Origin of the sequence: Colwellia sp. KU-HH00111 (genome assembly GCF_040362745.1) — a bacterium.
Taxonomy (GTDB): domain Bacteria; phylum Pseudomonadota; class Gammaproteobacteria; order Enterobacterales; family Alteromonadaceae; genus Colwellia.
The window spans coordinates 138,562-162,740 of sequence record NZ_BAABWO010000010.1; the positions used below are offsets into that span (position 1 = coordinate 138,562).

A 24,179-nucleotide genomic window follows, 5' to 3' on the forward strand; every position below is an offset into this window, starting at 1 on the left:
CTTTTTATTTTTTTTGTTGATATCTTAATAAATAGCGTGATTGCCATGCAAGCGTAATGATGAGAACAAAATAAACAGCATTAGCTGGTGCTTGTAAGTTAAAGTCAACACTGATATGAATTATCATCCCCGTAATTGCCATCATACAGCCAAAGGCGGTACCTTTCATCAAATTATTTCGCCGATGTCTCATGGTGTAGCCTGTTTGCCACAAGCTCCACAAGACAATGACCCCAAGTAACAACGTGCTTGGCAGGCCGTATTCTATCGCGAACTGTAAATAATCGTTGTGAGCGTGGTCATAGTAAATATATAGGTTTTCTTGTTGTACCATGGGGAAAACGGTGTAAAAACTACCTGCACCTGTGCCCGAAATAGGAAATTTTTTTATTAATTCAAGGCCGTAGATGTTAACTTCGTCACGTGTTTCTCTGCTGAAACTAGTTTCTTCCATTCGTTGTTTGACTTTATCAAGTCCAAACCAAGAGCCAAGTATGAAAGTATCAATAACAAAAAGGCTGATCAGCAAAAAAGACAAATTTTTGCTACGATTTTTGAAATAGATGAAAGCAAAAATTCCTGTCAAGGTCATAGCAATAAAAAAAGCGGCGTTACCCATACGAGAGCGCGACATTACTAAAGCTATCACCATAATAGCAAGCGCAATCCTAATGACCCCTTTACCATCAAGAAGTGAAGCCACTAACTGTCTGAGTTTTGCACGGCCAGTGGTCATTTTTTGCTTTGACAAATAGGTAACTAGCAGACCTATGCCGATAGCAATACAAAGTAATAAAAAGTTGGCGAAATGATTTTTATAGATAAAACCACCCGTGGCGATGTTGCTATTAGGCACCTCAAGTACCCATGATAAATTGTTACCAGAAAGCGCTTGTAAACTACCATATACCGCTTGAAAAGTACCCGACAATACCATGACCGTTAGCATTAATTTTAGCCTTTTTTCGTTGGTTATCAGAAAAATGGACAGCAACATTATACAAAAGTAAGCAAGCCCTTTTAATGAAGCTACTTTGGTTTGTGCGGGGTCTAACGAAAGGGTGGTTATTTTGTCAGGGAAATACCGATAAATATCGTGTAGATTTGGACTCATTGTGTATAAAATGGCATCAGGAAGGGGCAAATATTGTAAAACCAGCCATAATTGTACTGTTAAAAAGAGCAATAATAATGGTTTGTAATAATGAAGTTTATCGCTAAATTTTTCATTACTTTTGATGGAAGTCATTAAATAGATTGCCAACAAAGTAAAAGCAACAATTTCTATAATTGACCAAGCCCAAGGGCGATTAGACCCTAGAGGAATAGGCACCCAAAAAATAAGCGTAAGAAAGCAGTAAAACAGTGCGTTATTAAGTTTTTCCATAGAGTTGAGTCATTTTATGTTTGGTGCGCTATAGTTATAACACGTTGTGATGCAATGATAAGAGATTAAGCCACAATGATAAAGTTGTTATAAAAAAGGCCCTGAGAGGGCCTTTAAAATTTTGTATGTCATCAAGTTTTAATTATCAGATGCTGGCCCAGTACCACCATTACGACCACCAATTACTGGCGGTGCAGTTGCTGCTGAAACAGGGATGATAGAAAGGTTACCACCGGCAGTAGGCTCAGATAGTGTGGCAGGATTACCACCACCAGCTATAGCGGCAAGTAAAACATCAGTTGGCGCTATCAGACCTGTATCTGCGGCTGCTTGCATCAAATCTTGATGGTTATTTGCAGGTACTAAAGACACTGACTTTTCGATGATTTGGTCAGCAATAGCTGGGCAGCTTACAATCAATTGTGCAACACTTTCATTAAATACAGATGCTTGGGCTGAAGGTGTTTCAGACAAAATAGTATTAAAGTTAGTACAATTTATATCGGCAACAGGCGCATCAGCTTGTTCAACTGCTGATACCATATTAGTCAAACTCAGACCTAGGGCAATCCCTAATATTACTTTTTTCATTGTACTTCTCCTACCAAACTTAAGTTACTTAAACGTAACATAGACCACATTATACTAAGATTAATTTTGTGTATTATTTTGAAATTAAACTATTAACTTTTAAATTGAGGTTTGCTCAATTTATAAACACATGTTACCAGTATAACCCAAGGTTAAGCTTAACACCACAAGCATCTTTAATTTTGATTTTTTACCCTTGTTTTTACTCATTTGACTGACTCATTTGACTGACTCATTGATAAAGTTTTCAATCCTTGTGTATTAATGATGGTTTATCAATATAGAAGCCTTGAAAATAATCCACAAATAACTCTGCTAATTGAGTATGTTGTGCTTGAGTTTCTATCAGCTCAGCAATAACAGTAATTTGTAGACTGTGAGCGATATTAACTAGAGACTGCACGAATAATTGGTTTTCTCTCGATAGATCAATTCGTTGGCAATAACTGCCATCTATCTTTACATGATCAGGTTTTATTCTCATCAAGTGTGTAAAAGATGAGGTGCTAGCACCAAAATGCTCTAGGGTTATCTTACAACCAAGTTGTTTGATTTTATCTGTAAACATACATACATTATCAGCATATTGAATAAGCGCTTGTTCACTGATTTCAAAGGTCAGGTACTGGCAAAGCGGCTTAACTGTTTCGAGGAGATTAATTAACCATTGGCAAAATTGTGCTTGCCCTAAAGACGCGGGGCTCAAATTTAAGGCTATTGGTCTCGGAGCACTGTTTAGGTACTCTAGCGCTTTATTGATAACTAATGTATCAAACGCTTGGGTTAAATTATGTTGTTTAGCCACTAACATCAGTTGCGACATAGGAATAGGTGTAAGCGCTTTTATATGGCTAAAACGAGCAAAAAGTTCATGGTAAAGGACATCTCCTTTTTTATTATGTATTGCCTGTGCGGCAAAAACGACTCTGTCTTGTTGTAATAATTGATCTAATTCCTTTTTCCAAGTTATGTTACCTTGGTCGGGTAGTGTTTGATCAGACAAACACCAACCAAGCTCATTAGTTGAAGCTTCTAACAGCGCGTTGTCAGCCTGAACCAGTACTTGGCTCATTTCGCTATTTGTTGAATAGTTTGTTATGCCAATATGCGAAAACTTAGTTGCTATCTCCGGCGCTTGATTGTTATTTGATGTTGGAAAAGGCGTCTGGTTAAACTGAGCTAGTAACGAGATAACTATTTCCTGGCATTGCTGTTCACTGCATTCTTGTATGATAACTGCAAAATCTGCCCCTGCCAGCCGATATGTTTTATGATTGTGGTGACCTTTAATATCCTTAAAAACTTTATGAAGGGTTGCTACAGCTTCGGTAACATAAGCATCACCGGCGACATATCCTTGAGATTTATTTACAGAGTCCAAGCTAGATAATCGTATAATCACCAGAAAGCCTGTACCGTTATGTTCTTTATTTGCTAAAAGAGACTCAAATTCATTGTTAAATGCCCGCCTGTTGGCAATGCCCGTGAGTTCATCAATATAAGCAAAGCGCTGGTATTTAGATGTTTGTTGAGTCAATTCATCAAACATCTTTTGCAAGATGTTAGACATTCGATTCATGGCATTGACAAAAAGGTTTAATTCTATTGGTTTTGGAATATCAGTAACTTGAACAAAGTTACCTTGGCAAATTTCATCCGCCTGCTTTGCTGCTCTTTTTATTGGGTCAGTAATGGTTTTAAGTACTAAGTATACCATGGCACCGGCAACTAAAAATAAAGCTAAAATCATCCAAGTACTATTTTTGGCACTATCCCACAGTTTTGCATAGGCAAAGCCTGGGTGGCTGATGATCTCAAGTGTTTTTGGTTTTACCCATCCCGCATGAACTTCTGTTGTTCCAATGGGCGGCGATAAAGGAAAAAGTTTCATAAACCAAAGTGGTACGGCATCAATTGCTTTTGGGTTTACTTTCTCAATAATCACTTCACCCGTATTACTTTTTAATATCACTTGCTGGTAGTAACCATGATCGAAAATGGCATTGATCATACCATCGACCATAGGCAAATCATCAGGGTTTGCGATGAAAGGTTTAATTGAAAGCCCTAAAGAGGTTGCCGTATCTTGGGCATGGGAAGCAAGTTGTTTATTAATATAGTCACTCGTATTGACAACATTAATCCACAAGGTGGAAATAAATACCAAGGTTAATACAAAGATCAATCCCAAATATAATTGTTTAGATAAACTCATAAATATCTTCTTATTTTTACTTTGTTTTAAAATTAATTACTGGCCATGTTCAATTTTATTAATAATATTTTCCCATAAACTATGACCACCTTTATCTTGAATTTTTCTACCACGTCCTTGTGCTTTTGCTGCCCACAAACCATCACCATTAAAACTATAAATTGGTTGAAGATCGTTACGATAATTTGCAGGAAGTATTTTTTTATTGATGTTGTCGAGTACTAGCGGCATAGAATCTGGCTGTTCGAAGTAAGCCAATACCATATGAGATTGTTTAAGTCTTAATGCTCTGACATACATCAAGCGTAGTTTTTCTGAAGGTACACCCAAAGCTCGTAAGGTAAAATATTTAGCGATAGTGAAGTCTTCACAGTCGCCAGCGTTTCGTCCCAAAAACTCGACTGGAGTCGCCCAGTAGTCTTCCTGCTGCCAAACCCTGATATCATCAACAAAACGAATACGATTAAAAAAACGGTTTACCTGATGCAGTTTATCTTTTTCTGAACCCGATTGGTTTTCATTAACTAGTGTTTGCCAGTTCTTGACGCGTTTTCTAGCATCTTTACCGTATTCCTGTTCTACGCGGTCGAAAAGACCAGGGGGGAATATGTCAAGAGGGGAGTCGGCTTGAGCAAACAGAATAAAAGAGCACAAGAAAGAATACAGCATCAAGCATGATGTGAATGAGCATACACATTGTATTCGAATTAATATCCGTTGCTTCAATTACTTCAATTTCCAATGTTAATTGATCAGTTGTAGAGAAATTGTCAGTGTTAGATATCTTTGAATATATAAGAGATCTTCACAACATAGACTTCAGGAAGAGTTTTTATTTAAATATACGATAGAAGAGCGGTATAGGCAAGAAGGTTTAAACAATGGGAAAAATAGTGCCACAATGTAATATAAATCAATGGAACTAGGAGTGAAAGAATAAAGTTCTATCTAAAAATAAGTGAGGATAATCTGAGAGAATTAAAAAGCCGAGTACGAAATACCCGGCATAATATTGTTTCTAACTAGAAGAGTTATTTGATTTTTCTTAGTTTTCTCGAAGATAATCCTAATAGGCCAAGAGCTAATAAAGCAATAGAGCTAGGTTCTGGTACTTCAACTAAATTAGTACCAAATCCGACATAATCTAGAAAATTACCAATAGTGTTATCACCTGTAGCAGTGTTTATTGAGGTATAGGCAAAACGTAAAGTATTACCAGTCGCTGTTGCAACGTCATTACCAGTGTAAAGTTGCCACTCTAGACCTGTTCTATAGTTTTGTGAAAATAATATACTTCCAGTTACAACATCTGAGATGGATAGCTGCATTTCATCAAAAACAGAGTTTGGATCTACTTGACTATCCCAGTGAGCTCTAGCACGGTGAGCGAAGAAGAAATCTAGTAAACTCCCTGAAGCAATACCAGAAACATCTTGAAATAATGTTGAACTTTCATTTGCGTTTAATTCAACATGCTGCTTCCCGTTAAATGCGTTTACACCCTGAAAGCCATTATTCCAAACTTCAATTTTGTTGTCAGAAGCTGTTGTTTGCCAATCATCAACTAAAGATGCATCTACAGAGAGAAACTGGCTTGGTCCTATGTCTTGGGCTTCAAATGAGCCATTTAGAAGTAAACCTGCGTTGGAATTGGCAGAGCTTATAAGTAATAACAGCGAACTAAATACTGTGATAGCAAACTTTTTCATTCTAAGTTCCTTAATAATAGCTAATATTTAGCTAAAAAATACAATAACAAAACTGATTGTATACATGCAATAAAAAGGCCATGTCTTTAACTTGTTGTTTTTGCTTGTTATTTTTTTAAAAGATGTTTAACTCTGTAAAAATATCTGACATAAACAAACTAACGTTTATTTATGCTGGCTGGTTATTTTCAAATTTAAGCATCACATCCTACAATTATGAGCTGAAAATACCCACTAGTCAAATTTCATTAACTATTAGATATGAATAATTTTAATAAAAACAACTTAAATTTTAAGTTGTTGTGTCAATAAGGTATGCTCTTGCTACTATTGTTGTGAAGGATTAACTCATGATGAAAAAAATTCTTAAATTGTCTGTGCATTGATCCTCAGATCGTTTGTTTAAATTACCTTAATGTTTACAACCTCTATCGTTGAATAAGAGCATATATAAATGAGTTTTATTGGAAAAACAAAATCTTTGGTCACCCTTATTTGCTCAAAACCCTATGACATATCTACAAAGGAAGGTCAAAGGAATGAAAGGGCTAGAAGAATTGCACAAACTGCTGCAATGGGAACCCTTGCCAAAATTATAAATGTATTAGCGGGCTTAATCACTGTACCGTTAACATTACCTTATTTTGGGGCTGAAAAATTTGGGATTTGGATGGCATTAACCGGGTTTGTGGTTTTTCTGTCTTTTGCAGATTTTGGTATGTCAATTGGTCTTCAATCATCACTAACAAAATGTTTTGGGAGTAACAACAAAGCAAAACCTTCCTACTATATATCTTCTTCCTTATTCCTTATTACGCTAATATCTTGTGTCATAATGATAATTTCATATTTAATTATACAAGCGATTGATATTTCGTCCTTGATTGATGTTAGTAAAGATTTAGCAAGCACAGCTAATGCGACAGCTGTTACTATTTTACTCGTTTTCATTCTTGGCGTTCCTGCAGGGTTATTTCTCAGAGTCTTTATAGCTTACCAAGAAGGAGTTACAGCAAATGCAACTCTTGTTATAGGTCGATTGCTTGGGCTTGTTTCTGTATTTTTCTGCGTTTATCTAGAACAATCTTTGCCTGTTATGGTTTTTCTTTATACGATTATGCCAAGTGTCATTGTATATATTGCTGCATTTAGGTTTATTAAACAAAAAGCTTACCTCGCTCCCCGTTTTACAAAAATTTCTTTTGAGTATGTTAAAGATATGTCAAAAGTTGGTTTTCAAGGATTAAGGGCTCAAATAGGCGCAACTGTGATGACTAATGGCCCGCTCATGGTGTTGGCTGTATCTTTTGGCGCAAAAGCAATTGTGCCTTTTGTTTTGTCTCAACGTATTCTAAGTGTCCTTATAATGGCAATAGGGGTGTTTTTAGAGCCGCTTTGGCCTGCTTATGGTGAAGCAATTGAAAGGAACGATGTTGAGTGGATTAAAAATACGCTTCGTAAGTCTTTATTATTAGCACTACTGTTATCAGTACCTTTTGCTTTTCTTTTTGTGTTCAGTGGACAACAGTTGGTAAGTTGGTGGGCTAATAGTGTCGACGCTATACCCTCAAAGGAGCTCTTGATTGTATGTGGTATTTGGGGAGTTTTACAGTCGTTTAATAGTGCCTTTAGTATGTTTCTAAATGGGTTGAATTGTTTTTTGGGGCAAGCCTATTATGGGTTGATATTTCCTCTGTTAGGTGTGTTTTTTGGCTTGTGGTTATCAGACTCTTACTCTCTACCTTTTTGCTTTTTAGTTATGGTTGTTTTAGGTGATGGATTAAAAGTTATGATGCTAAGCATAGAGTCTTATCTTAAAATACGGCATTTAACTAAGAATCATGCACTAGTTTGATATGGAAATAATAAAGGCTGTTTTGAGAATAGTATGTATAATGAAAAAGTGTATTTCGACGTAGATCTATGCTTTTCATATTAAAAAATACTTGATTGAAATTAATTGTATATAAAAACCATTTAAATAAGATAATCATGGTACATAAAAAAAGAGTCGTTTTTGTAGCGGCATACTCCCCAGAAGAAAATTTAGCGGGTGCAAAAAAAATTGAGACAATCATTCAACTGTTTACTGAGAGCGGAAAACGCGTACTCTTAGTCAATACTAGCCATATAAATTCAAAGTTTGCTAGAACCAAAATTACTAAATCAAAAGTGGGCGATGCTAAAGTTGTTGAGATCACACCATTTACAACGCCATATCGTAGGTTAGGTAAAGCAATTAACCCTATCTTCTGTTTTTTTACACGCATTACTTCGCGCTGTTTTAAAAGTTCAATTGTTTGGCTTTATAACGGTTATTGGTTTGAAAATGTATTCGCATTAGCAAACAAGAATAATGCTTCCTTAGTATATGAAATCGAAGATTTACCCTTTTCTAGAGATAGAGGTGGGCTCAATCTAAAAGATATGCTGGATGGTCTTTCGTTTAAATTTGCGATGAAAAAAGCATCAGCGTTTACTTTTGTCAATGCTGAAATACAGGGTAGGTTATGTGTTGCTGATGATAAAGCAAAATTTATACTACCCACATTGCTTAATGATCGTATTACACAAGTGAATATTCAAACACCATTTCAAAATAGTAATTCTATCAGGGTTGGTTATTTTGGTGGTTTGGATGCAGAAAAAGGAGGTACGGCCCTTCTTGAGCTTATTGAGAATATGCCTGAAGGCTGCCGATTAACGATTTCTGGTAAAGGGAGCATGGCTGATAAGATTTATAATGCAGCAAAACAACATCCAGATGTTCGTTATTTAGGGCTAATCGATGAAGAGACACTCTATAGAGAAATGAATGAATCAGATGTATTGCTTAATCCCCATAAGCCAATTAAGAGTAGTAATAATGGTATATTTCCTTTCAAAGTGTGTGAATATCTTTATCTGAGAAAATTGGTCATTTCTACCGAGCTACCTGTAATAAATGAGTTAGTGTCAAATACTGTTGAGATTTATTCAGGAGATAATAAAGAACTGAGTAAATTAATTCTTAAATCAAAAGACATTTATTTATCTAAACAGCAATTAATAAAAGAAGCCAGCCAATACATAGAAATAAATTATTCTAGGTCAGCGCTTCGTGACTTCATTGTAGAAAAAATATGAAAATTTTGAGAGTTTTATCAAGTGTCGACCCAAGAGGTGGTGGGCCAATAGAGAGTGTTATAAGAAGCTCAATGATTTTAGAAAAAGACTTTGGTTGCTCGGTAGAATTAGCAAGTTTGGATAATGAGAACTCTGATTTCATCAAAAACATTCCTCTCAAAACATTTGCTAGAGGTAAAGGTTTTGGGACTTTTGGATTGAATTTCAACTTTCTCAGTTGGCTTTATAAAAAGGTTCACGATTATGATATCGTCATTATTGAGGGATTATGGCAATTTCATGGTTATGCTGCTCGAAAAGCTTGCTTGAGAGCGAAAAAACCATATGTTGTCTACGTCCATGGAATGCTGGCTAGCTGGTTTCGAAAGCAACACCCGCTAAAACATTTAAAAAAAAGTGTTTATTGGTTGTTATCAGAAAGGATCACGCTTAAAAAAGCGCGTTATGTGATTTTTACAAATCCTGAGGAAAAAGAAGATGCTAAAAGAAGTTTTTGGCCATATGAATTAGAAGATATTGTCCTTAATTTTGGGACAACACAAAACAATGGGAATGCATATAATCAACAAAAATTATTTCTTGATTCTTTTCCTATGCTTAAAAATCGACGGGTTGTGCTCTTTATGGGCAGAATAGACCCAATTAAAGGTATTGATATTTTATGTGATGCATTTATTAAAAATAAGCATAATATTGATCCTTCTTTATGTTTGGTGATTGCTGGACCTGACACTAAAAATTATAAAGCAAAAATTTTAAATAAAATACCGAGTGTAGGGCTAACTGATAAGATTATTTGGACAGGAATGCTCAAAGATGACTTAAAATGGGGGGCCATTAAGTCTGCAGAGGTTTTTTTATTACCTTCTCATCAAGAAAGTTTTGGTGTTGTAGTGGCAGAGGCATTATCTTGCTCTGTCCCTGTTTTGATTTCCAATAAAGTAAACATACATGGTATCGTGAGCAGCTATGGTGCAGGTTTAGTGGCTGAAGATACCTTAGCGGGTATTAGTAAATTATTGTTAAACTGGCAACAATTGCAGCAATCAGATAAAGAGCTAATGTCGTTAAGAGCAAAAAAGTGTTTTGATGAACAATTTGATATTCGTATTGCCGCAGAAGAGCTTTACAATGTACTTGTACAAAATGTAATCGAAGCCAAAAATATCGATAATACAAAGGTAAGTGTTATTACTAATCGAGACCTGAGAAATGACTAATCACTTAAATCTGTCTATTTCATTTGTCACTAGCAGTATTATTTTATTTATCGTTTTAGGTTTTGTGCAATATGTTCCTGTCACTCTAGATATTATTCTAAGAGGCGATGTTGTGATGTGGACACTGGGTCGTTCTTTAATGGAAGAGTCAGGCTATATTAAATACCTTAAAGATATTTTTCTGGTTGCTTATGGAGTGTACTGGCCGGTTAAACTAACTTTTACCACATCAAACGCTACTGCAATTCTCGCCATGAAAGCCTATTTCATTTGGTTGTTCCTAGTTTTTATCTTTGGCGTCGTAGGTTTTTTTTTAGATCTCAGCCCTTTGTTCTTTCTATTGGCGGGAGTCCGTTGGCTGCTGCTCCTACATGTAGCTTTTGGCTTTTTTATACTAGCACTCGTTTCCGGGACTCACATCAGAGAAGATAACCTTATTTTCAATGTGTTGTTATTTACTTTAAGTGTTAATGTTCTTCTTATTTTTTTTCAGTTAAGGTTGGTTGGGATTGAACATGGTCTGAGTATAGGAAGCTCTAGATTAACGGGGGTTTTCTCTAATGCAGGTTTAGCTGGATTCTTTTCGGTGTCAGTTGCGTTACTTTCCGTAGTTTATCTTGATATATCACAGAATAAAAAAACGCTTTTGCTTTTTCTTTGTCTAATTGTAGCACTAGCATCAGGCACCCGTTTTGCTATGATATGTGTGTTTCTATGCTTTTCTTTTGTTTTATTTGATATATTGAAAGCTCGGTTAGATCGAAAGCTATTGATTGTTATTTTTGTCTTTGCTCTTCCTGTTGCCACAGTTATTTTTTATAGCACTATGATTGATGTTGTTGGTCGAGGTGACATCTTCGAAACATCCCTAGCTAGCGGTGGTCGAATTGATAATTTTATTCGCTATAGTTCAATATTGTTGCATGCGGAACCAGTGGAATTTTTTTTCGGAAGAGGGCTCGGAATTGGTACTAATACGGCATTTTCTTTAGTCAATGCAGTAGGGGGACTACCAGAGTCATATAGATTTAATTGGTTAGTTGACAATACGTTACTTACAGTTTTTTTTCAACTTGGGCTTATTGGCTCTATTGTTTTTTGGACAGGTGTATTGAGTGTTTTCATACTATCGTATTTTATATGCTCATCAAAAGTATCGAAGTACTTTAAATTATTAATAGCCATTTTTATTTTATCATTATTTACAAGTAATCTATTTGAACAATACTATCTGATAATCACCTACATGTTTGTGTTAGGTGTTATCTGTAATAAAAGTCAGCGATTATTTGATCAAAATAATAATGATGTTAGTAATACAAATACTTAGCAATTTCTAGCTTACATTTAATAGAGTCTTAAATAAAGAAGGCTTATGTGTTGTTCTGGTAATGATAAAGCACATAAACAATTTTTAAACTCCGACTACTATGTCTATTAATTAAAAAATGTACATGAGAGATGATAATGCGCGGGGGGTTAAATAAAAATGAGTTTCACACAAAATAGGGCAAGTCGAACGGCACCAAGTTTCTCTATTGGAAATAGAATCAAAAGACTGATTTGGGGCATAACATATCAAATCCTGATTCGTTTTAGTCCGACATTTTTGAAGAGGTACCGAGTGTTAATATACAGGTTTTTTGGGGCTACCGTAGCTGATACTGCCAATATATATCCCAAAGCAAGAGTATGGGCTCCATGGAATCTTGTTTTGGGGGAGCACAGTTGTCTTGCAAATGATGTAAATATCTATAATCAAGCAAAAGTGCAATTATTAAATCATGCTCTGATTTCACAGGGCGCCCATATTTGTACAGGTACTCACGATTATGAATCAGTTCAATTTAACCTAATTGCAAGACCAATTTTAATTGGTAGGCATGTTTGGGTTGCCTCGGAAGCCTTTATAGGTCCTGGAGTGACAATTAATCAAGGTGCCGTTGTTGGTGCAAGAGCAGTTGTATTTAAAGATCTTGAAGAATGGACTGTGTACTCTGGAAACCCAGCAAAAAAAATAAAAAAACGTGCAAAAGAGGATTCTTGGAAGGAAGAATAATGACCAATATTTTATCAGTACTCATCCTCACTCATAATGAGGGAAAACACATTAGAAGGTGTATTGAATCTTTGCTGCCGGTGGTAGATAACGTTTTTATTGTAGACAGTTATTCAACAGATAATACAGTGGAAATTTGTGAATCACTAGGGGCTATAGTCTACCAGCGTACTTGGCAAAACTATGCGGATCAATTTCAGTGGGGATTGGATCATTGTCCCATTAATACCCAGTGGATAATGAGAATGGATGCAGATGAGTATATTGAAACAGACTTGATTCAAGAAATTCCTAAAGTACTTGCCAATGTTGAGAATCATGTTGCTGGGTTTTATATTAGGCGGAAATACTTTTTTTTGGGAAAATGGATTAAATGGGGAGCAGTTTATCCTTTGGACTTGCTCAGGATTTGGCGACATGGAAAAGGACGAATAGAAAACCGTTGGATGGATGAACATATTTCCCTTGATGAGAATACTGCAACTGATCGGTTACATGGTCATATTGTAGATGATAACTTAAATAACACTCGGTGGTGGACCGATAAGCATAACAAATATGCTGATAGAGAAATGCTAGATATATTAAATCGAAAGTATCAGTTGTTTACTACAGATGAAGCGATTAAAAATAATGCTGAAAGCTCTCAAGCAAAAATAAAAAGAATGATAAAGGAAAGCCTTTACAATAGATTGCCGATTTTCGTGAGACCTTTGTTATATTTTTTATATCGTTACTTTCTTCGTCTAGGTTTCCTTGATGGAAAAAAAGGTTTCGCATTTCATTTTTTCCAAGGATATTGGTATCGTTCCCTGGTCGATTTGAGGGTTTACGAAGCAGAAAAAATATTAGAAGGAGTAGAATCTAGCGAAGATAGAATCTCTAAGCTCGAAGATTTAACAGGGTTGAAGATACGTTGAAATTTCTATTATATAGTCTGAATTATTCACCAGAACTAACGGGTATTGGGAAATACAATGGCGAAATGATTTCAGCCTTGTCTGAAATGGGGGTCGAAGCACACGTATTGACCGCGCAGCCTTATTATCCAGAATGGAAAATCCATAAAAATTTCAAAAATAAATGGACTAAAAGTTTAGACGAAAATACAACTGTCTACCGATGCCCTCTTTACGTACCTAATAAAATCAGTTTTTTAAAACGAATATTACATTTAGTCAGTTTTTCACTTAGTTCTGCTATGCGCTTATGTACCTTATTCAAACTAAAACCAGATGTACTGTTTATTGTGCAGCCAACGTTGTTTTGCGTTCCTGCGGCGCTTCTATATTGTAAAATCATAGGGGCAAAGTCGATAATGCACATACAAGATTATGAGCTTGATGCAATGTTTGGTTTAGGGCTCTTAGGCGAAAAAAATGCTCAAAAGGGTTTTTTAGCCAGCTTTGCAAAGAAAATTGAAAGCTGGCTTATGGCGAAGTTTGATGCTATTTCAACTATTTCATATAGTATGATTGATATTGCAAAAGAGAAAGGCGTGGCGGAAGAAAAATTAATTTTTTTTCCTAATTGGTCTGATACGCAGTTCGTAACACCTAATACTTGCGGCAACACTTTAAAAAAAGACTGGGGATTTGAAGATAGCGATAAAATTGTTTTGTATGCTGGAAATATAGGAAAAAAACAAGGATTAGAAATAGTACTGACTGCAGCAAAACAGTATATGGCAAATACACGTATTAAATTTGTATTGGTTGGTGATGGTGTACATTTAGCTAGTTTACAAAACCTAGCTCGTCAGTTGCAATTAGATAATCTGTATTTTAAACCCTTGCTGCCATGGTCAAGAGTACCAGAGATGCTTGCCTTGGCTGATGTTCATTTAGTTATTCAGAATAAGGGCGTGGCAGATGCCGTATTACCCTCAAAACTTACCAATATTTTATCTGCAGGTGGGCATGCGTTAGTGGCTGCTGAGCAGAACACAGAGTTAGGAAAACTGGCCGTTAAACATGTTGGCATATATACCTTGATCGAGCCGGAAGATATATCAGCTCTTAAAATCGCTTTAGATAAGCTATTAAGCATGGATACAACTATACATAACTCAATAGCCCGCAAATTTGCCGAGCAACATTTAGGCAAAGACAAAATCTTGAGCAAATTTTATGAAGATTTAAAGCAGTTAGTGAACAAATAGTTAAATATTGCTTGTTATCAAATTAATAAGCATTTTTATTAACAAAGCCTTTAAATATCGTCATAAAAATAATTTTAATATCGAAAAGCAGCGACCATCGCTGAATATAAGTGAGGTCAAATTCGATACGCTTTTCCATTTTATCCAAGGTATCTGTTTCTCCGCGCCAGCCGTTAACCTGAGCCCAGCCAGTTATACCAGGCTTTACCTTGTGTCTTAACATATAACCATGCACTAACTTTCGATATTCTTCATTGTGCTCTACCGCATGGGGACGGGGCCCAACAATAGACATGTTACCTTGTAATACATTGATAAACTGAGGTAACTCATCTAAAGAGGTTCGTCGTAAAAATGCCCCTACAGGGGTAATTCGCGCATCAAATTTGGTTGCTTGTACCACTTTGTCTATCGTTTTTGGCACCAAAGCCATTGATCTAAACTTGTATATCTCTATTTCCTTCCCATCTAGACCATAACGTTGTTGTTTGAAAATTATTGGGCCTTTTGATGTTAACTTCACAGCTAATGCAATGAAAATCATTGGAATAGTGATCATAATTAAAATCAAACTACCAAGTACCAAATCCTCGATTCGTTTTAATGTTTGGTTAAAACCTTCAAAAGGAGAATCAAAAATACTTAACGTTTGTATATTTCCAATATATTGCCATCTTGCATGCAAAATATTGTAAATGAAAAAGTCAGGAATAATGTGCACCGTTGCTGTGGTGTCACTACATTGATTGAGTATATGTGTGATTCGTTCTTCTGCTTTCATTGGCATGGCAATGTAGACATCACTTATATTGGGATTTTCTTTAACTAATTTAATGCCTTCTTCAATAGTGCCCATGAGTGCATTATTTGCAAGGTTAGGAAGTCTGTGAAGAGGTCTGTCGTCGTAAAAACCAGTTATTTCTAGACCCAGTTGAGGATTATTATCAATTTGGTTTGCTAAATTTATACCCGTAGGGGTCGCTCCTATTATTATTACTTGCTTTGTGTTAATGCCAGAGCGACGAAATTGAAATAGCATAGCTCTGAACATTAATCGCCATAAATTCAAGAAAATAGCCGTGGATACAAACCAAGTACCTATAACTAAGCGTGAATAATAGGTCCCTGTTTTACTAAAGTAGGCTAACGTTATTAATATGGTACAGCCTATAACCCAAGTGAAGGTTGTGTAACTTATCATGGTTATTGTTGAAGCGGTTCGCCATGATCTATAAAGTTCTAAAGTTTGTGAAAAGAATAAAAAACAAGCAATATTGATTAAAAGTACCAATTGATATTGAATGGTAAACTGAACGTCATGTAAGTACAATGCAACCAAAAATAATAGGCTTATTATGACAATATCTACGGTGCGATATAATGCAGAATAACTACTTTGAATGGTGTTCAGTAAATCGTTTGACATTGTTGTTAGCTTCCTCGATATGCTTATACTTGTCGCAGTGTAACTATTTATAGTGATTGAAAAAAGAAAATAGTGGGCGCTACATGCTATAATTGTAAATATTTATATTTTTTAAACAATTAACATTGTCAAAATGGTATAATTAATTGTCGTTTCAATTTTGATATATGGTAAGTTACCATTATTTACTTTGACTATGTTATACAGGTTTATGCAGAAAAAGTATTTTTCAATTAAGGGAATTGCAGAGATTTAACTATGAAAATAATAAAACAAACATTGATTTGTGGAGCGCTAATACCATTGGTTTGTAACGCCTCTTCATTTGACGAAAATAGTTGGGACGATCAGAGTATACCTGTTGGTGGTTTTTTGCTCACGCCATTAGTTAAGTTCCAACAGCGTCATGATAGTAATGTTGCTAGTGAAAAAGTTGATGATATTGACTCATGGGTCACTATCTTTCAGCCCAGTGTCAAATTAACACGAGAATTTGGAGAGTTTGGTAAACATAATGTTGAGTTAGATTGGATGTTTACTCATGGTGCTTATCATGCCAGCGGTGATGACAGTTATAATGATCATGATGTGTCAGGTAAATTGAATTATGAAATAAATAACCGAAATCGTTTGATGGTGCAAGGTGGCTATATCTTTTCTCATGAAGAGAGAGGAACTCGTTTTTCAATTGGAACCACTGAACAGCAACATGAGCCTGATACTTTTGAACAAGTATTTGGCGGTATCCAATATACTTATGGCGCCATAACAGCTGATGCTCGCTTAGAATTAGAGTTAGGTTATTTGGATAATAATTATCGCGGTGTTTATATAGTAAACCCATCGACGAACGATATTTATGATTATACCGCAACCCGAGATCGTAAGAATACAGAAATAGGTGGCACCTTTTATTATAAAATAGGGGCTGCAACAGATATCACTATAGAGGCATGGAATACTGATATTAATTATGATTACACCGCTAGACCTTCTGAAGAGCTATCTAGCATAGAGCAAAATGTAATGTTAGGTTTAAAGTGGGAAGCTACAGCACTTACCACGGGGTTTGCTAAAGTTGGCTACGTGCAGAAGGACTTCGATTTAGCTGAACGTCAGAATTTTGATGGCATTAATTGGGAAGCTGAAGTCATTTGGAAACCTAAAACCTACACCACGTTTACCATTAGTTCTAGCAGGGAGCCTCATGAAACAAATGGTGAGGGATTCTTTGAAATAGAAACAGATGGTCTTGGTTATTTAATCAATAACACCCAACATGAAATTGAATGGCGTCATGAATGGAAAGATCGACTAAGTACTAAATTTAATTACGCTATTAGTAAAGATACTTACACTGGCGATATTGGTAAAATACGCGAAGATAATAACACTGGTATTACTGCAGGTGTTTTTTACGATATGAATTATTGGTTAAGTTTCTCCCTTGATTATGTATACAATGACAGAGAAAGCACGCGAACTAATTTAGAATACGATAGAAATTTGATATCCTTAGGCGCACGTATTGCATTGTTTTAGAGGTAAACATGTTTACAGTTAACAAAAAATTACACTATCTATTATTAATGTTTTTTTTTACTGTTATCTCAGGTGTTAATGCCCAATCAAGTTCTGATTACCGCTTAGGGGCAGGAGATAAGATAAGAATTACTGTATTTGGCCAGCAAGATTTGTCGATTGAAAGTATTCTTAATGATAAAGGTACTATAGATTACCCTTTTTTAGGGCAAGTACAGGCGGCAGGAAAAACGGCTGCCGAGTTTCAAAATTTGATACATGTTGGCTTGAAAGGGGATTACCTGATAAACCCGACTGTTTCAGTGAGTATCATTGAATATCGGCCTTTTTTTATCGATGGAGAAGTCGAAAAACCAGGCGCTTATCCATTTCAACCCGGCTTAACTATAAGTAAAGCATCAGCATTAGCTGGAGGTTACACAGAAAGGGCCTCCTTAAGTAAAATTTTTATTATTCGCAGTAATGATCCCCAGCAGAAATCAGTCAATGTTGATAGCAATGCATTGTTGCAACCGGGTGATATTGTCACTGTTAAACAAAGTTATTTTTAAGAGTTTGTATTAATGAGCCTCACTCCATTAGATTCGATAGAAAAGACAGGAATGAAAGGAACTGAACACCTAGATTTGAAATACTATATACAGGTTATTCAACGATTTAAATGGCGAATTATTAGTCTGGCAAGTGTTATCACTTTATTAGCGGCAGTTATTGTTTTTTCTATTACCCCACAATATAAAGCTACCGCTACTTTATTGATACAAGCAGAACAAGCAAATGTTGTCTCTATCGAAGAAGTGTATGGGTTTGATTCTAGTCGACAAGACTACTTATTCACCCAGTTCGAAATTTTAAAATCAAAAGAAATTGCTCGTCGTGTAGTCGAAAAGCTTAATATTGTTGATCACCCAGAATTTGATCCTGATAAACAACCTCAGCAGTTTAGCTTAATGAATAAGCTAAAAGCGTTATTACCTTTTTTGCCGCAACAATTAGAGCTGCTATCTGAACAAGACAAATTACGCATAAGAAAAAGAAAAGTGATTGAGGAGTTTATTTCCCGTCTAACTATTTCGCCCATTCGCAAAACTCAACTTGTTAATATTTCATTCGTGTCTGCCTCTCCAGTTTTAGCTGCGGATGTGAGTAATCTATTGGCGGAAGTCTATATAGAAAATCACCTTGAAGCTAAATTGAATATGACTGAAAAAGCGTCAAGTTGGTTAAATGAGCGATTAAGTATTTTAAAAGATAAACTTGAGCGCTCTGAAGCTCAATTACAAGCTTATCAAAATAAAGAGCAATTGGTTGATATAGACGGCATTAAGGGGCTTGAGGCTAAAGAATTACAGGATCTCACCCGTCAACTTTCAGAAGCTAGACAACGATTAAAGCAAAGTGAACAACTCTATAGTTTAGTCCAAAGTAAAGGTAATGATATTGGTTTACTCATTGCTCTACCTGAAGTGTTAAATCATAAATTAATTCAAAATGTCAATGAAGCTGCTCAAATCGCACGAACAAAAGTGTCAGAATTACAAGGAATCTTTGGTCCTAAACATCCGGTGATGATTGCTGCTCAATCTGAATTAAAATCTGCTAATGAAAACCTTAGCAGTCAAGTCAAGCTCCTACTCTCGGGAATTAGTAATGAATATGAGAGTGCTAAAACTAATGAAATGAGTTTAGCCAAAGCAGTTAATGAAAAAAGACAATACTTTCGTGCCTTATCGAGCATAGATAGTAAGCAGAAAGAACTTAAACGCGAAGTTGAAACGAATCAACAGTTGTACAGTGCGTTTTTTACACGATTAAAAGAAACTAAAGAAGTAGGGGAGTTTCAATCAGCTAATGCTCGTCTAGTGGATGCGGCTTTGCCGCCGTTACGTCCCTCTAGCCCTAAAAAGAAAGTTATTATCGGTCTTGCTTTTATTGTCAGTCTAGGTCTGGGTATATTATTAGCGTTTATATTTGAATTATTAAATGATGGTATCCGCTCGGTTGATGATGTCGAAAATAAGCTTAAGCAACGCATGTTAGGCTTGCTGCCTCTGCAGAAGGTCGCTCGAAGTCAAAGCTTGCCTTTAAGGTTGTTTTTTGATGCTAAAGAGCACGGCTTCGGTGAATCGATTAGAACCTTGAGAACCAGCCTTTTACTACTCAATATTGAGCATGAGGCTAAGGTGATTTCAGTCACTTCTTCGGTTCCCGCAGAAGGTAAAACCAGTGTATCTATTAATCTGTCTTTTGCCTTAGCTCAACTAGAAAATGTGTTGCTTATAGATGCTGATATGCGCAGACCTTCCATTGCTAAAACCTTTGAATTACCTGCTTATCAACCAGGTTTGTCTAATATTATTTCAGGGACACATGATATCAGCGAATGTATTGTTAAAGATGAGCAATCGGGTATAGATATTATAACTGCTGGTTCTTTGCCGCCGAACCCCCAGGAATTATTGGCTTCCAATCAATTTAATCAGTTTATAGACGCTATCAAACATCAGTACGATAGAATTGTAATAGATACTGCACCTACCCAAGCAGTAAGCGATGCCGTAGTTGTTGCCAAGCAAAGTGATTCATTAATTTATATCGTTAAAGCCGATAGTACGCGCGAAAAAATGATTAAAGCGGGTTTAAGCCGTTTGATACAAGCAGGTGTTCGTATCGACGGTATAGTATTAAATCAAGTGGACCTTAAAGCGGCAGCTAAATACGGTGAATATACCGGGTACTATGATCAATATGGTTATAATTCTCAAACGGATTTAGATAGAGAAGAAAAAACCAGTAAGGTAGCAAAAGACATATGATAGATCTGCATTGCCATGTATTACCTGGTATTGATGATGGTGCAAAAACTATGGATGAAAGCTTGAGTTTAATTCAAGCCGCGATAGATGATGGTATCACGCGTATAATTTGTACTCCTCATATTCAACCAGGCATTTACGATAATACTTTAGCAAGTATTACGGATGTCTTTTCCCAGTTAAAAGAGCAAGTAACGCATCACTCACTCAATATCGAGCTAGCTTTTGCTGCAGAAGTTAGACTTTGCCCTGAAATTATGGTGTTAGCTAAACAAAATAAATTACCTTTCATCGGGCTTTGGCAGGAACAACAGGTGTTATTGTTAGAGTTGCCTCACAGCCACGTCCCTGCAGGTACAGAGCAACTGATCAACTGGTTAAAAAAGAACGGCATTATCGCTATGATTGCACATCCAGAGCGTAATCGAGACATTTTGGCAGATTTTAGTAAATTTAAACAATTAGCTAGGACTGGCTGTTTATTTCAAATAACTGCAGCCTCTGTTTGTGGTGATTTTGGAGAAAAGATTCAACAATTAAGTTATAAGCTACTTTTAGATGATTTGGTATCGATTATAGCAACGGATGCTCACAGCATTAAACGTAGACCACCGAAACTTTCACAGGCAAAAGCTAAGGTAGCAGAGCTGGTTGGTCTAGAAAAGGCGCATCAACTTGTTTATGAGATTCCAAAACTGATCAGTGAAAGCAAATTTTCTGCGTTCACTTAGCAAGCGTCGAAATTACATGATTAACCTCCCTGTTCTAGTTAAAAAAGCCACCTTGATAGCGATAATTTTTATGTTGCTTTTTTTTTGCTGGCAAGCAATAAAAATGGGAAAGGCGAATTTGAACTTTTACTCAACACATCAATTAACCGAGTTTTGGCTTGAACATGAGTTAACAGAGCGGAATCAGTATCATGTTGCGTTACAAGCAATTGAACGCGCTAATAATGAGCACCCCCAAAACCCTCAATACATGGTTACCCAAGGTTTAGTATATGAGTGGGGAGCAATCACCAGTTTATTTGCAGGTGAACAGCAAAAACAACAACGGCTAATACAAGCAAAGTCCTATTATCTTGATGCAATAGCATTGCGTCCAACATGGCCAGTAACATGGGCTACCCTTGCAATACTAAAATGGCGTTTAGGTGAAATTGACCAAGAGCTTATTGACTATTTAAAACAGGCAGATAAATATGGCCCTTATGTGATGGAAGTGCATCAAGCTTGGTTAGAAATAGGCTTTTATTTGTATCAAAATAAGAGTCAATACACAGTACAAGTGATCAAGGGATTGAGAATACATTTAAAAGAAATGCTAAAGCAGGCAAATTCACCATTTGCCCATTCAGCCATTACTATTATTAAAAGACATAAAGTCGAACAACTAGCTTGTCGTTGGTTGAACAGTTATGATTTTGATACACAACAACAAAAAAGTATGCTTTGTTTGTAAAATAAATTCAGAGAAACACTATTGTCTAAAGCTATCTTGGTTGTCTAGAAACCATTGATAACTTAACTTTAGTCCTTCTTCTAATGGCGTTTTAAACTGCCAACCTAATGCCGTTAAACGACTGGTGTCCATTAATTTTCTTGGAGCACCATCGGGTTTACTAGTATCAAAGGTTATATCGCCTTTAAAACCAACCACTTTTGCCACTGTTTCGACTAGTTCCCGAATTGTACAATCAATGCCAGTCCCGACATTTATATGACTTAACATAGGTTGGGTATTGGCCAAATAAGCTGATTTCTCTAATGCCATTACATGCATAGAAGCAGAAGCCATATCATCGACATAAAGAAACTCACGCATTGGCTTGCCAGATCCCCAAGCTATAACCTCATCATCATTATTTTGTTTTGCTTGATGAAACCGACGAATAAGCGCAGGAATAACATGACTGTTTTCTGGGTGGAAATTATCGTTTTGCCCATATAAGTTTGTTGGCATTACCGAGCGATAATCTCTGTCATATTGTCTGTTATAACTTTCACAGAGCTTGATACCGGCAATTTTTGCAACCGCATAAGGTTCGTTAGTAGCCTCTAATAAACCCGTTAATAATGCGCTTTCAGCCATAGGTTGTTGCGCTTGTTTAGGGTAAATACAAGATGAGCCTAAAAAGAGTAGTTTTTGAATACCTGCCAAGTGAGCGCTATGAATAATATTGCACTCTATCATTAAGTTTTGGTAAATGAATTCAGCAGGGTAATTATTATTAGCGGCAATTCCACCTACCTTTGCTGCAGCTAAATAGACTTCATCAATCTGTTCTGCTTGAAAAAAATCTGCAACGGCTTGTTGATTTAACAAGTCCAGTGATTGACGATCACGTAGGACAAGCGCTACATTTTTTTCTTCTAATTGACGGACAATAGCAGAGCCAACCATGCCTTGATGTCCTGCCACAAAAACCCGCTTAGTATGCTTCATTACGTTTTTCCTAATTAACCTTGTTTAACTCTCTTTTACTACTGCAGTGTTATAGCCATGAGATTTCAATAAGGCTTGGCGCTTTGCAATATCTAAATCATTGTCCATCATTTCTGCGCACATTTGTTCAACTGTTATCTCAGGAGTCCAACCTAAAAGTTTTTTAGCTTTAGACGGATCGCCTAATAAGGTTTCTACTTCTGCGGGACGGAAATACCTTGGATTAACACGGACAATGACATCACCAACGTTTACCGAATTGGCATTATTACCATTTATTTTTACTACAGTGGCAATTTCATCAATGCCAGAACCAGTAAATTCGAGTTCTAGCCCAGCTTGTTTGGCAGACAAACGAACGAAATCTCGAACGCTAATTTGTTTACCCGTCGCGATCACGAAATCTTCAGGTTTTTCTTGTTGTAACATCATCCATTGCATTCGGACATAGTCTTTAGCATGTCCCCAGTCCCGTAAAGCATCCATATTGCCCAAATGTAAACAGGATTCTAACCCCTGCGCTATATTGGCAATAGAACGAGTGATTTTTCTGGTAACAAATGTTTCGCCTCGCCTTGGTGATTCATGATTAAAAAGTATGCCGTTACAGGCATATATCCCATAAGACTCTCGATAGTTAACTGTTATCCAGTATGCATACATTTTAGCTACTGCATAGGGAGAGCGAGGGTAGAAGGGCGTTGTTTCTTTTTGTGGGGTCTCTTGCACTAAACCGTACAATTCAGATGTAGAAGCCTGGTAGAAACGGGTTTTGTTTTCTAAGCCTAAAAATCGAATTGCTTCAAGCAGCCTTAATGTACCGATAGCATCAACATCAGCGGTATATTCGGGCGTTTCAAAAGAAACCGCCACATGTGATTGTGCCCCTAAATTATATACTTCATCTGGTTGAACTTCATTCAAAATACGTATCAAGTTCGACGAATCAGTTAGATCACCGTAGTGTAAGTGGAACTTAGGTGACTCTTCATGAGGATCTTGATAAATGTGATCAACTCGTTGAGTATTAAAAGAAGAAGCCCGTCGTTTAATACCATGAACCTCATAACCTTTTTCCAGTAACAACTCAGCCAAATAAGAACCGTCTTGGCCGGTAACCCCGGTGATCAGTGCAACTTTCATTTAGTGTCAACCTTATTATTTTTTGTTTGGCTATTAATACACGAACACTGTCACTTTCTTCATACATAGTAACAGCGTTTTGTATCTTCTATTTCTATGAATCATAACATTATTTAATTAGGTTTTACTCTAGAAAATAGTTAGTTTGTATGGATTTTAAATTGATGGTTGAAATACATGCTAGCTTATAAAGCACCTGAAACTGTAGTCATTTAACTGGTATAAGGGTTAAAGCATAGAATGCTTAAACCTTTTAGGTTTTATCTGGAAGTGTAGAAAGTGTTCTTTGGAAAGAAGCGCATCACAGGCAAGTTTTTTTAGGCAAAAAAAATCGAC

Annotated in this window: 20 protein-coding genes; 12 read left to right on the forward strand and 8 right to left on the reverse strand. The window is 36.3% G+C overall.

Annotated elements, in window-relative coordinates:
- Positions 1–4: 4 nt before the first annotated feature.
- The 5 genes from ABXG98_RS16690 to ABXG98_RS16710 form a co-directional block, all read right to left on the reverse strand.
- Complete coding sequence (locus ABXG98_RS16690) at positions 5–1,387, reverse strand: O-antigen ligase family protein (RefSeq protein ID WP_353539833.1); 1,383 nt, start codon at positions 1,385–1,387, stop codon at positions 5–7.
- 138 nt (positions 1,388–1,525) lie between these two features.
- Entirely contained in the window at positions 1,526–1,978 is a 453-nt protein-coding gene (locus ABXG98_RS16695) for a hypothetical protein (RefSeq protein ID WP_353539834.1), read from the reverse strand.
- Between the two features lie 247 nt (positions 1,979–2,225).
- Positions 2,226–4,193 carry a bifunctional diguanylate cyclase/phosphodiesterase gene (locus ABXG98_RS16700; protein ID WP_353539835.1) on the reverse strand — a complete coding sequence of 656 codons (1,968 nt, stop codon included), beginning with the start codon at positions 4,191–4,193 and terminating at the stop codon, positions 2,226–2,228.
- 36 nt (positions 4,194–4,229) lie between these two features.
- Complete coding sequence (locus ABXG98_RS16705; protein WP_353539836.1) at positions 4,230–4,847, reverse strand: transglutaminase-like cysteine peptidase; 618 nt, start codon at positions 4,845–4,847, stop codon at positions 4,230–4,232.
- Positions 4,848–5,224: 377 nt separating this feature from the next.
- The gene (locus ABXG98_RS16710; RefSeq protein WP_353539837.1) at positions 5,225–5,902 is read right to left on the reverse strand and encodes a PEP-CTERM sorting domain-containing protein; all 678 of its coding nucleotides are present in this window, start codon (positions 5,900–5,902) and stop codon (positions 5,225–5,227) included.
- Positions 5,903–6,356: 454 nt separating this feature from the next.
- Between ABXG98_RS16710 and ABXG98_RS16715 the strand changes: the two genes are divergently transcribed.
- From ABXG98_RS16715 to ABXG98_RS16745, 7 genes are all read left to right on the forward strand, one after another.
- On the forward strand, positions 6,357–7,757 hold the full coding sequence (locus ABXG98_RS16715) for an MATE family efflux transporter (RefSeq protein ID WP_353539838.1): 1,401 nt from the start codon (positions 6,357–6,359) through the stop codon (positions 7,755–7,757).
- A gap of 137 nt (positions 7,758–7,894) precedes the next feature.
- The gene (locus ABXG98_RS16720) at positions 7,895–9,028 is read left to right on the forward strand and encodes a glycosyltransferase (RefSeq protein ID WP_353539839.1); all 1,134 of its coding nucleotides are present in this window, start codon (positions 7,895–7,897) and stop codon (positions 9,026–9,028) included.
- Positions 9,025–10,248, forward strand: coding sequence for a glycosyltransferase (locus ABXG98_RS16725; RefSeq protein WP_353539840.1), 1,224 nt, complete (start codon positions 9,025–9,027; stop codon positions 10,246–10,248). Before ABXG98_RS16720 ends, ABXG98_RS16725 begins: the two co-directional genes overlap by 4 nt.
- The gene (locus ABXG98_RS16730; RefSeq protein WP_353539841.1) at positions 10,241–11,578 is read left to right on the forward strand and encodes a hypothetical protein; all 1,338 of its coding nucleotides are present in this window, start codon (positions 10,241–10,243) and stop codon (positions 11,576–11,578) included. The genes ABXG98_RS16725 and ABXG98_RS16730 overlap by 8 nt, the downstream gene beginning before the upstream one ends.
- 159 nt (positions 11,579–11,737) lie before the next feature.
- Entirely contained in the window at positions 11,738–12,307 is a 570-nt protein-coding gene (locus ABXG98_RS16735) for an LbetaH domain-containing protein (protein WP_353539842.1), read from the forward strand.
- Positions 12,307–13,227 (forward strand): glycosyltransferase family 2 protein, encoded by a 921-nt coding sequence (locus ABXG98_RS16740; protein WP_353539843.1) that lies wholly within the window; start codon positions 12,307–12,309, stop codon positions 13,225–13,227. The genes ABXG98_RS16735 and ABXG98_RS16740 overlap by 1 nt, the downstream gene beginning before the upstream one ends.
- A complete protein-coding gene (locus tag ABXG98_RS16745) occupies positions 13,224–14,468 on the forward strand; it encodes a WcaI family glycosyltransferase (RefSeq protein WP_353539844.1) in 1,245 nt (414 codons plus the stop codon). Before ABXG98_RS16740 ends, ABXG98_RS16745 begins: the two co-directional genes overlap by 4 nt.
- Before the next feature lie 22 nt (positions 14,469–14,490).
- Here ABXG98_RS16745 and ABXG98_RS16750 read toward each other — a convergent pair whose 3' ends face one another.
- Complete coding sequence (locus tag ABXG98_RS16750; RefSeq protein ID WP_353539845.1) at positions 14,491–15,894, reverse strand: undecaprenyl-phosphate glucose phosphotransferase; 1,404 nt, start codon at positions 15,892–15,894, stop codon at positions 14,491–14,493.
- 258 nt (positions 15,895–16,152) lie between these two features.
- Here ABXG98_RS16750 and ABXG98_RS16755 point away from each other — a divergent pair, with 258 nt between their 5' ends.
- From ABXG98_RS16755 to ABXG98_RS16775, 5 genes are read left to right on the forward strand one after another with little or no spacing between them, the layout of a single operon-like run.
- On the forward strand, positions 16,153–17,436 hold the full coding sequence (locus tag ABXG98_RS16755; protein WP_353539846.1) for an outer membrane beta-barrel protein: 1,284 nt from the start codon (positions 16,153–16,155) through the stop codon (positions 17,434–17,436).
- A gap of 8 nt (positions 17,437–17,444) precedes the next feature.
- Positions 17,445–17,987, forward strand: coding sequence for a polysaccharide biosynthesis/export family protein (locus ABXG98_RS16760; protein ID WP_353539847.1), 543 nt, complete (start codon positions 17,445–17,447; stop codon positions 17,985–17,987).
- 12 nt (positions 17,988–17,999) lie between these two features.
- Positions 18,000–20,252, forward strand: coding sequence for a GumC family protein (locus tag ABXG98_RS16765; protein ID WP_353539848.1), 2,253 nt, complete (start codon positions 18,000–18,002; stop codon positions 20,250–20,252).
- Positions 20,249–20,983, forward strand: a complete 735-nt coding sequence (locus tag ABXG98_RS16770; protein WP_353539849.1) for a tyrosine-protein phosphatase — start codon at positions 20,249–20,251, stop codon at positions 20,981–20,983. The genes ABXG98_RS16765 and ABXG98_RS16770 overlap by 4 nt, the downstream gene beginning before the upstream one ends.
- A 16-nt stretch (positions 20,984–20,999) precedes the next feature.
- On the forward strand, positions 21,000–21,716 hold the full coding sequence (locus ABXG98_RS16775; protein ID WP_353539850.1) for a VpsP family polysaccharide biosynthesis protein: 717 nt from the start codon (positions 21,000–21,002) through the stop codon (positions 21,714–21,716).
- A gap of 18 nt (positions 21,717–21,734) precedes the next feature.
- Here ABXG98_RS16775 and fcl read toward each other — a convergent pair whose 3' ends face one another.
- Both fcl and gmd read right to left on the reverse strand, forming a co-directional pair.
- Positions 21,735–22,700, reverse strand: coding sequence for a GDP-L-fucose synthase (gene fcl, locus ABXG98_RS16780; protein ID WP_353539851.1), 966 nt, complete (start codon positions 22,698–22,700; stop codon positions 21,735–21,737).
- Between the two features lie 24 nt (positions 22,701–22,724).
- Positions 22,725–23,843: a GDP-mannose 4,6-dehydratase gene (gmd, locus tag ABXG98_RS16785; RefSeq protein ID WP_353539852.1), complete on the reverse strand. Its 1,119-nt coding sequence runs from the start codon at positions 23,841–23,843 to the stop codon at positions 22,725–22,727.
- Positions 23,844–24,179 lie beyond the last annotated feature (336 nt).

Coding starts and splice junctions, on each gene's coding strand:
- ABXG98_RS16765 (WP_353539848.1), top strand. CDS start 18,000: ATGAGCCTCACTCCATTAGATTCGATAGAAAAGACAGGAATGAAAGGA.
- ABXG98_RS16740 (WP_353539843.1), top strand. CDS start 12,307: ATGACCAATATTTTATCAGTACTCATCCTCACTCATAATGAGGGAAAA.
- ABXG98_RS16730 (WP_353539841.1), top strand. CDS start 10,241: ATGACTAATCACTTAAATCTGTCTATTTCATTTGTCACTAGCAGTATT.
- ABXG98_RS16690 (WP_353539833.1), bottom strand. CDS start 1,387: ATGGAAAAACTTAATAACGCACTGTTTTACTGCTTTCTTACGCTTATT.
- ABXG98_RS16735 (WP_353539842.1), top strand. CDS start 11,738: ATGAGTTTCACACAAAATAGGGCAAGTCGAACGGCACCAAGTTTCTCT.
- fcl (WP_353539851.1), bottom strand. CDS start 22,700: ATGAAGCATACTAAGCGGGTTTTTGTGGCAGGACATCAAGGCATGGTT.
- gmd (WP_353539852.1), bottom strand. CDS start 23,843: ATGAAAGTTGCACTGATCACCGGGGTTACCGGCCAAGACGGTTCTTAT.
- ABXG98_RS16770 (WP_353539849.1), top strand. CDS start 20,249: ATGATAGATCTGCATTGCCATGTATTACCTGGTATTGATGATGGTGCA.
- ABXG98_RS16700 (WP_353539835.1), bottom strand. CDS start 4,193: ATGAGTTTATCTAAACAATTATATTTGGGATTGATCTTTGTATTAACC.
- ABXG98_RS16695 (WP_353539834.1), bottom strand. CDS start 1,978: ATGAAAAAAGTAATATTAGGGATTGCCCTAGGTCTGAGTTTGACTAAT.
- ABXG98_RS16755 (WP_353539846.1), top strand. CDS start 16,153: ATGAAAATAATAAAACAAACATTGATTTGTGGAGCGCTAATACCATTG.
- ABXG98_RS16725 (WP_353539840.1), top strand. CDS start 9,025: ATGAAAATTTTGAGAGTTTTATCAAGTGTCGACCCAAGAGGTGGTGGG.
- ABXG98_RS16750 (WP_353539845.1), bottom strand. CDS start 15,894: ATGTCAAACGATTTACTGAACACCATTCAAAGTAGTTATTCTGCATTA.
- ABXG98_RS16720 (WP_353539839.1), top strand. CDS start 7,895: ATGGTACATAAAAAAAGAGTCGTTTTTGTAGCGGCATACTCCCCAGAA.
- ABXG98_RS16775 (WP_353539850.1), top strand. CDS start 21,000: ATGATTAACCTCCCTGTTCTAGTTAAAAAAGCCACCTTGATAGCGATA.
- ABXG98_RS16710 (WP_353539837.1), bottom strand. CDS start 5,902: ATGAAAAAGTTTGCTATCACAGTATTTAGTTCGCTGTTATTACTTATA.
- ABXG98_RS16760 (WP_353539847.1), top strand. CDS start 17,445: ATGTTTACAGTTAACAAAAAATTACACTATCTATTATTAATGTTTTTT.
- ABXG98_RS16715 (WP_353539838.1), top strand. CDS start 6,357: ATGAGTTTTATTGGAAAAACAAAATCTTTGGTCACCCTTATTTGCTCA.